Genomic DNA, 9,159 nt, shown 5'->3' with positions numbered 1-9,159 from the left:
CAAGTGAAGATTCGCGGGTACCGGATCGAAATCGGCGAGATTGAGACGCAGATCCTTAAAGTAGCAGGGGTTCGGGAGACGGTCGTGGTAGCGCGGGAGGACGAGAGCGGGAAAAAGGAGCTTTGCGCGTACTTCGCGGCGGACCGGAAGCTGACGGTGAGCGAATGGAGAGAAGCGTTGTCTCAGGAGCTGCCGGGCTACATGATCCCGACGTACTTTGTGCAGTTGGAGAAGCTGCCATTGTCGGCTAACGGGAAGATCGACCGGAAGGCCCTGCCGGCTCCGGAAGGAAGCGTGCAAACGGGGGCGCAGTATGTCGCGCCGCGGACATTGCTGGAGGCACGGCTGGTCCGGATCTGGAAAGAGGTTCTTGGAGTGTCGACGGTTGGCGTGAAAGACAACTTCTTCGAGCTGGGCGGGCATTCCCTGCGCGCAACGACGCTGGTCAACAAACTGCACAAGGAGATGAATGTCGATTTCCCGCTGCGGGACGTCTTCCGCTATATGACGATTGAAGAGATGGCCCAAGCGATTGAACGGATGGAAGAGCGTCTGTACGTATCCATTCCGATAATCGCGGAGCAGGAGCACTACCCGGTGTCTTCCGCGCAGAAGCGGCTGTTCATTCTGCATCAATTGGAAGGTGCGGAGCTAAGCTACAACATGCCGGGAGCGATGCTGCTGGAAGGGGCGCTGGACCGCAGCCGGTTTGAAGAAGCGTTCCGGAGGCTGATAGCGCGTCATGAAACGCTGCGTACCGGATTTGAGATGGCGAATGGCGAGCCTGTACAGCGGGTTTACCGGGAAGTGGATTTTGCGGTGGATTATGTGCAAGCCGGCGAGGAAGAAGCGGCGGAAGTCGTCCGGAACTTCGTCCGCGCCTTTGATCTGGCGAAGCCGCCGCTGCTGCGGATAGGCCTGATCGGGCTGGCGGAAGAGCGCAATATCTTGATCTTTGACATGCATCATATCATCTCCGATGGCGTATCGATGGACGTCTTGGTCGAAGAGTTTGTCCGTCTGTATGGCGGAGAGGAGCTGGAGCCTCTGCGCATCCAGTATAAGGATTATGCGGTATGGCAGCAGTCCGAAGCGCAGCAGGAGCAGTTGAAGCATCAGGAAGCGTACTGGCTGGATGTGTTCCAAGAGGAGCTGCCGGTGCTGGAAATGCCGACGGATTATGTCCGCCCTGCGGTGCGGAAGTTCGACGGAAGCACGCTTCCATTCCGCTTGAATGGGCAGCTTGGCGAGGAGTTGAAGCGGATCGCGGCGGAAAGCGAAGCGACGCTGTACATGGTGCTGTTGGCCGCGTACACGATCCTGCTGCAAAAATATACAAGCCAGGAGGACATCATTGTTGGTACGCCGATTGCGGGAAGAACTCACGGAGACTTGCAGCCGCTGATCGGGATGTTTGTCAATACGCTTGCCATCCGCAGCTATCCAAATCGGGAGAAGACGTTCCGGTCGTATTTGCAGGAAGTGAAGGAAACGATGCTGGGAGCCTATGAGCATCAGAGCTACCCGTTCGAAGAACTGGTGGAAAAACTGCAGGTCAACCGGGATTTAAGCCGAAATCCGATTTTCGACGCGATGTTTGTTTTGCAGCATACGGAAAATGAGGAAATTCAGATGGAAGGGCTTCATCTGACCCCGTATCCGTATCAAAATGAGATCGCCCGATTCGACCTGACGCTGGATGTGTCCGAAAGCAGCGATGGCTTGGAATGCAGACTTGAATACGCGACCGCTTTGTACCGACGGGAAACGATCGAGCGCATGGCGAAGCACTTCGAGCAACTGCTCGTCGAGATTACAACTGCCCCGGAAGCTCCGCTGGCCTCGCTAAACATGCTGTCGTCCGGGGAGATGGAGATGCTTCATCGCGTATTCAATGGTACGGAAGCGGAGTATGCATCGAAGCAAACGATCCATGGGTTGTTTGAGGAACAGGTGGAGCGGACTCCGGATCATGTGGCTGTTGTATTTGAAGGCCGGCAGCTCACGTATCGGGAACTCAACGACCGGGCGAATCGTTTGGCGCGAACGTTGAGAGCAGAGGGTGTGCAGGCCGAACAGCCTGTCGGACTCATGCTAAGGCGTTCCATTGAAATGGTCGTCGGCCTATTCGCCGTGCTGAAAGCCGGTGGCGCGTACGTGCCGATCGATCCGGAATATCCGGAAGAGCGCATTCGTTATATGCTGGAAGACTCAGGGGCCCAGTTGTTATTGACGCAGCGCCGTCTGAAGGAACAAGTTCCGTTTGCCGGGAAGGTAATCGTCCTGGATGACGAAGAGGCGTACAGCGGGGAAGGTTCCAATCTGGCGTCCGTTACCGGTCCGGATCATGTGGCGTATGTCATTTATACGTCGGGGACAACAGGCAAGCCTAAAGGGGTCATGGTAGAGCATCGCGGGCTGTGCAGCCTGAAGCTGCTTTTCGCGGATACTTTGCAAATAACGAATGAAGATCGAATCGTGCAATTTGCCAGCTTGTCGTTTGACGCTTCGTGCTGGGAAATTTTCCAAGCTTTATTTTTGGGGGCAGCGCTCTATATCCCATCGGCCGAAACGATTCAGGATCATCGTTTGTTTGAGAGCTTTGTAAGCGATCATGGCATTACAACGGCTACTTTGCCGCCGACGTATGCGACCTACTTGAATCCGGATCATATCCCGAGCTTGAGAAGATTGGTCACGGCAGGCTCTGCGGCCTCCATGGAGCTTATTCAGCAATGGAAAGACAAAGTGAAGTATTTCAACGCGTACGGTCCGACCGAGGATTCGATTTGCACATCCATCTGGACTGCTTCCGAAAACGATAGCAGCGCATCGGTTTCGATCGGCCGACCGATTCAGAATCACCGTATCTATATTGTAGATCCGGGCAATCAACTGCTGCCTGTCGGCGTGGCAGGGGAATTGTGCATTGCAGGCGCAGGATTGGCAAGAGGGTATTTGAACCGTCCGGAGCTAACCGCAGAGAAATTCGTAGACAATCCGTTCGTACCGGGTGAGCGGATGTATCGGACGGGTGACTTGGCCAGATGGCTGCCGGATGGGAATATCGAATACTTGGGCCGCATTGATCATCAGGTGAAGATCCGGGGTTACCGGATTGAGCTTGGCGAGATTGAAGGGCAGCTTTTGAAGGTCGAGTCCGTTCAAGAAGCGATTGTTCTGGCACTTGATGACGCAAACCGGCAGAAGCAGCTGTGCGCCTACTATGTGGCGGATCAAGAGTTGACGGCCGGCGAGCTGAGAGTGGCGTTATCGCAGGAGCTTCCGGGGTATATGATCCCGTCGCATTTCGTGCCATTGGAGCGGATGCCGCTGACACCGAACGGGAAGATCGACCGCAAAGCCTTGCCCGCTCCGGAAAGCGGCATGCATACGAGGACAGAATATATCGCTCCTCAGACCGATAAGGAAAAGGCGTTGGCCGCCGTATGGCAAGCGGTGCTAGGGGAAGAGCGCATCGGAGTGACGGACCACTTCTTCGAGCTTGGCGGCGATTCCATCAAGGCGATTCAGGTTTCGTCCCGTTTGCATCAGGCCGGGTACAAGCTGGAAATTCGGGATTTGTTCAAATATCCGTCCATCGCTCAGTTAAGCTTGCATATACAGCAGGTTGGCCGGACAGCCGATCAGGGCGAGGTAACGGGAGAAGCGGTGCTGACTCCGATCCAGCGCTGGTTCTTCGAGCAGCCATTGGACGATCCGCATCACTTCAACCAATCCGTCATGCTGTACCAGAAGGAAGGATTCGACGAGGCGGCCATCCGGAAGGTGCTGCAGAAGATCACGGAGCACCACGACGCGCTGCGTATCGTATTCCGCAGGTCCGACAACGGATATGCCGCATGGAACCGGGCTATCGAAGAAGGCGAGCCGTACAGCCTGGAAGTAGCCGATTTCAGAGGAATCGAGGGGGCCGTTCAAGCGATTGAAGCGAAATCCAACGAAATTCAGAGCGGCATCGATCTTGAAGCAGGGCCATTGGTAAAAGCCGGATTGTTCCATTGCGCGGACGGCGATCATTTGCTGATCGTCATCCATCATGGCGTGGTAGACGGCGTATCGTGGCGGATCATTCTTGAAGATTTCGCGCTCGGTTACGAGCAAGCTGTAAAAGGAGAAGCGATTCGCCTTCCGGCGAAAACCGATGCCTTCCGGACTTGGTCCGAACAGATTGCAGCCTACGGACGAAGCACGGTTATCGAGAACGAGCGGGCGTATTGGCAGCGTATCACGCAAACCGCAGTATCGCCGCTGCCTAAGGATATGCCAACGGCAAAATCATTGCAGTGCGATAGCGATTTCGTTACGGTGCAGTGGAGCCGCAGAGAAACCGAGCAATTGCTGAAGGGAGTTCACCGGGCGTACAACACCGAAATAAACGATATTCTGTTAACGGCGCTGGGACTGGCCTTGCAAAGATGGTGCGGTCACGACCGTGTGCTGGTGAATCTGGAAGGCCATGGGCGCGAATCCATTATGACGGATATCGATATCACGCGCACCGTGGGATGGTTTACGAGCAAGTATCCGGTCGTGCTTGAGCTGGAGCCGGGTAAAGTCTTGTCGTATCAGATTAAGAAAGTCAAAGAAAGCCTGCGTCAAATCCCTAATAAGGGAATCGGCTACGGTGTCTGCCGCTATATGTCCGAACATACGGACGAGGTCTTCCGGGGTGCGGAACCGGAGATCAGCTTTAACTATTTGGGGCAATTCGACCAGGAATTGCAAAATAGTGGCGTAGGGATATCGGCGCACACGGGCGGAAAACCAGTCAGCGACCGACAAGCGCGAAATTTCGTGCTGGACATCAACGGCATGATTTCGGATGGCGTATTGTCGCTTGAACTGAGCTACAGCCGGAAGGAATACCGCAGAGAGACGATCGGGAAGCTGGCCGCATGGCTGCAGGACAGTCTGCGGGAAATCGTTGAGCATTGCACAGCGAAGGCGAGGGCAGAATTAACCCCGAGCGATGTTCAATTCAAGGGGTTAAGTATAGCCGAACTGGAGCAGATTGAGGAACGCACGCGGCACATCGGGGAGATCGAGAACATTTACACGCTTACGCCGATGCAGAAAGGGATGTGGTTCCACAATACCCTGAACCGGCATGGCGGCGCGTATATTGAACAGGCGCTGTTTGTCCTGCAAGGAGATTTGAATATCGAGCTGTTCGTCCGAAGCTGGAACGACTTGGCCGCGCGCCACATGGTACTGCGCACTAACTTTTACAACGGCTGGAGCGGGGATCTGCTGCAAATCGTATATCGCGACAAGCAGATCGAGTTTACCTACGAAGAGCTGAGCCATCTTCAGGAACACGAGTGGAGCACGTGCATCGACAAGCTTGTAGACGATGACAAAACCCGGGGCTTTGATCTGGAACAGGACGCCCTGATGCGGGTCAAGGTGATTCGGACGAAGGAAGAACGGTATCATGTGCTCTGGACGTTCCACCATATCCTGATGGACGGCTGGTGCTTGCCTTTAATTGCCAAAGAACTGTTTGATACGTATGGTGCTTACATGCGCAATGAGCAGCCTGAACGGCCGGACGCTCCGTTATACAGCCAATTCATCGAATGGCTGGAGAAGCAGGACAAGGAGGCGGCGTCCCGCTATTGGTCCGAGTATTTGGCAGGCTATGAAGGTCAAACGACGCTCCCTCTAGGGAAAGTTCAACAGCGCAGCGATCGGTACGCCGGGGACAACGTCCTTCGCAACTTGGGCAAAAGCTTGAGCAAACGGATCAACCAGGTGGCCAACCAGTATCAGGTGACCGTCAATACTTTGCTGCAAGCGGCTTGGGGCGTTATTTTGCAGAAGTATAACGGAACCGGCGATGCGGTATTTGGCAGTGTCGTCTCGGGAAGGCCCGCGGAAATTCCAGGGATCGAAGAGATGATCGGGTTATTCATTAACACCATTCCTGTTCGTGTTGTTTGTGAAGCGGAGACGAGCTTTGACGATGCGATGAGACGGCTGCAGGAGTCGGCGCTGGAATCCGGGCGCCACGATTACTACCCGTTGTACGAGATTCAAGCGCAAACCGCTCAAAAGCAAGATTTGATTAGCCATATTATGGCATTCGAGAACTATCCTTTAGGCGAACAGCTTGAACAGGCTGGCGACAGCGAGGACGAAACGCTTGCAATTACGGACGTAGCCATTGAAGAACAAACGAACTATGACTTTGCCTTGGTCGTTATGCCGGGAGAAGAGTTCGTTATTCGCTTTGATTACAACACCCTTACGTTTGAAAGGTGCGATGTAGAGCGTTTAATGGGACATTTGGTTCATGTGCTCGAACAAATCGTGGCGAATCCTCGAATTGCTGTCGGAGACTTGGAGCTGGCAACGGCTGAGGAACGGGCCGAGCTGATCGGACGGTTCAATGCTGCGCCTACTGAATTCCCGCGGGAGAAGACGCTTCATCAGTTGTTCGAAGAGCAAGCGGAACGGATTCCGGATGCGGTGGCAGTTGTGTTTGAGGACAGACAGTGGACCTACCGCGAGCTGAACGAACGGGCGAACCGTTTGGCGAGAACGCTGCGGGCGGGCGGAGTGGACAAGGAACGTGCGGTCGGCATTATGGCGGAGCGCTCCTTGGAAATGATTGTAGGTATCCTGGCGACTATGAAAGCCGGAGGCGCCTATGTGCCGATTGATCCGGAATATCCGGAGGAGCGCATCCGGTACATGATCGAGGATTCGGGAGCCCAAATGTTATTGACGCAGCGCCACCTGCAGGAGCGCATTCCGGTTCAGGGCACGTTGATCGTCCTGGATGACGAAGCGTCCTATCACCCCGACGGTTCGAAGGTGGAGCCAACCAACGGGGCGGCGAATTTGGCGTTCATTATTTATACGTCCGGAACGACAGGCAAGCCGAAAGGAAATTTAGTCGAGCATCGCAACGTCGTCCGGATCGTCCGGAATACGAATTATATCGACATTACCGATCAGGATCGGGTGCTGCAAATGTCCAGCTATTCGTTCGACGGTTCGGTCTTCGATATTTTCGGAGCGTTAACCAACGGAGCGAGGCTGATCCTTATCCCGCGGGAGACGATGCTGGACATCGGGAAGCTGGCGGAGCTGATCGAACGGCAGCAAATTTCGGTCGCGTTGATTACAACGGCTTTATTTAACGTTATCGTTGACGTCAATGTCGATTGCTTGCGCCGTATGCGAGCCATTTTGTTCGGAGGAGAACGTGTATCGGTCAGCCATGTTCGGAAAGCTCTTCAGCATATCGGACCGGGAAAAATCATTCATGCGTACGGCCCGTCGGAGAGCACGGTCTATGCGACCTATTACACGGTGAACGAAGTGGCCGAGGATGCCGTCAACGTTCCGATCGGATGGCCGCTCAGCAACACGACGGTCTATATCGTAGACGGCAAAAACAAGCTTCAGCCGATCGGAGTGGCCGGGGAGCTTTGCATCGCCGGCGAGGGATTGGTCCGGGGCTACTTGAACCGTCCCGAGCTGACGGCGGAGAAGTTCGTGGACAACCCCTTCGTGCCGGGGGAACGGATGTACCGGACAGGGGATTTGGCAAGATGGCTGCCGGATGGAACGATCGAATATGTCGGGCGGATCGACGATCAGGTGAAGATCCGCGGCTATCGAATCGAGCTTGGCGAAGTGGAAGCTCAACTGGCAAGAGTCGGAGCCGTTCAAGAGGCGGTTGTCATTGCGCGTGGAGATGCAAGCGGGCAGCAGCAGCTTTGTGCCTATTTCGTGGCGCAAAGCGAACTTTCGGCAGCCGAGCTTAGGCAGGCACTGTCGCAGGAGCTGCCAGGCTATATGATTCCGGCGCACTTTGTACAGCTCCCGCAGTTGCCGTTAACCCCCAATGGCAAAGTCGACCGCAAAGCGCTGCCGGCTCCTGAAGCAAGCGCCATGGGAGAAGCGGAGTATGTCGCACCGCGTTCACTGCTGGAAACGAAGCTGGTCCAAATTTGGCAGGATGTGCTTGGACTTGAGAGGATTGGCGTGAAGGACAATTTCTTCGAACTCGGCGGAAATTCCATCAGTCTGATCCGGTTAATTCAACGAATCCATGATGAAACGGGAGTAGACATCCCACTTCATAAAGGGTATGAATATACCTCTGTCGAAGCGATGGCGAATGCCAATTGGGAATCCGGGTTCGAGAAAGACGCCAATCAATTCGTTAAGCTGAATCAGCAGGGAGAGATGAACGTATTTTGCTTCCCTCCGGGACCCGGATTCGGGATAGCCTATCAGGGATTAGCGGAAAAGCTGGAAAACCGGTTCGCGGTATACAGTATCGATTTCATTGACGATAGCCCAAGCTACGAGGATATGATCGATTGTTATGTGGACGAGGTCGTTCGCGTACAAAAACAGGAGCCTTATGTATTTATTGGGTATTGTATCGGCGGAAATATGATGTTTGAAGTAGCCAAAGCGATGGAAAAGCGAGGGTATCGCGTATCGGATTTGATCATGGTGGATTCCTTGGTGAAGCTGACCCCGAAATCCGCAGATATGGTGGAAAGCAATATTGAAGAATCGATGAAATTTTTAATGGAAACAGAAAAAATACTAACGGAAAACTCCTCGATTCGAGAGCGTGTCGAACATAAAGTACGGTCAAACTTGACGTACGAAGCTCAACTGATCAATACGGGCCATGTTCTGGCGAACATTCACGATTTAATCGCGGAGGATACCGAGGCCCACCGGTTAGAAAATCCATCCCTGTTATGGAAAGGAGCCACCCGCCAAAACTATACGAAGCATAAGCTCACGGGCGACCATGATCACCTGTTACGACCTGAATACATTGAAGCGACGGCTAGTGTCATTCAACGTATTCTTGATCAAATCAAGATACAGAATGCACAAGCCCAAACGGTACCGCAAGAAAGTTGATTGGTGAGAACGTTGCACCTGTCGAATGAACGTTAGCTCTAAATGGATGGAGTGAAAAGGGCCGACTTCCCGATGATTCGGGAAGCGGCTTTTTTTGCGATGTTGCGAATAGGGGATTTGGTCTAAAATACCTATATAATTCGACAAATAATTCCAATTGTAGTATTATAGATTCATGAGTTGAGATGGGGCGGTGTTTCTATGGAACTAATTTGGAATGTCGTTGGGATA

General features: G+C 53.7%; 1 protein-coding gene. It reads left to right on the top strand.

Features of this window, described 5'->3' with window-relative positions:
- A partial coding sequence (locus KQX66_RS35680; protein ID WP_216798281.1) for a non-ribosomal peptide synthetase occupies positions 1 to 8,928 on the top strand: 8,928 nt, incomplete at its 5' end.
- Positions 8,929 to 9,159: the final 231 nt, after the last annotated feature.

This window comes from Paenibacillus oleatilyticus, assembly GCF_018998565.1.
Lineage (GTDB): Bacteria > Bacillota > Bacilli > Paenibacillales > NBRC-103111 > Paenibacillus_G > Paenibacillus_G oleatilyticus.
The sequence above is the reverse complement of the archived record's forward strand: the minus strand, read 5'-3'. Positions and strand labels throughout refer to the sequence as shown.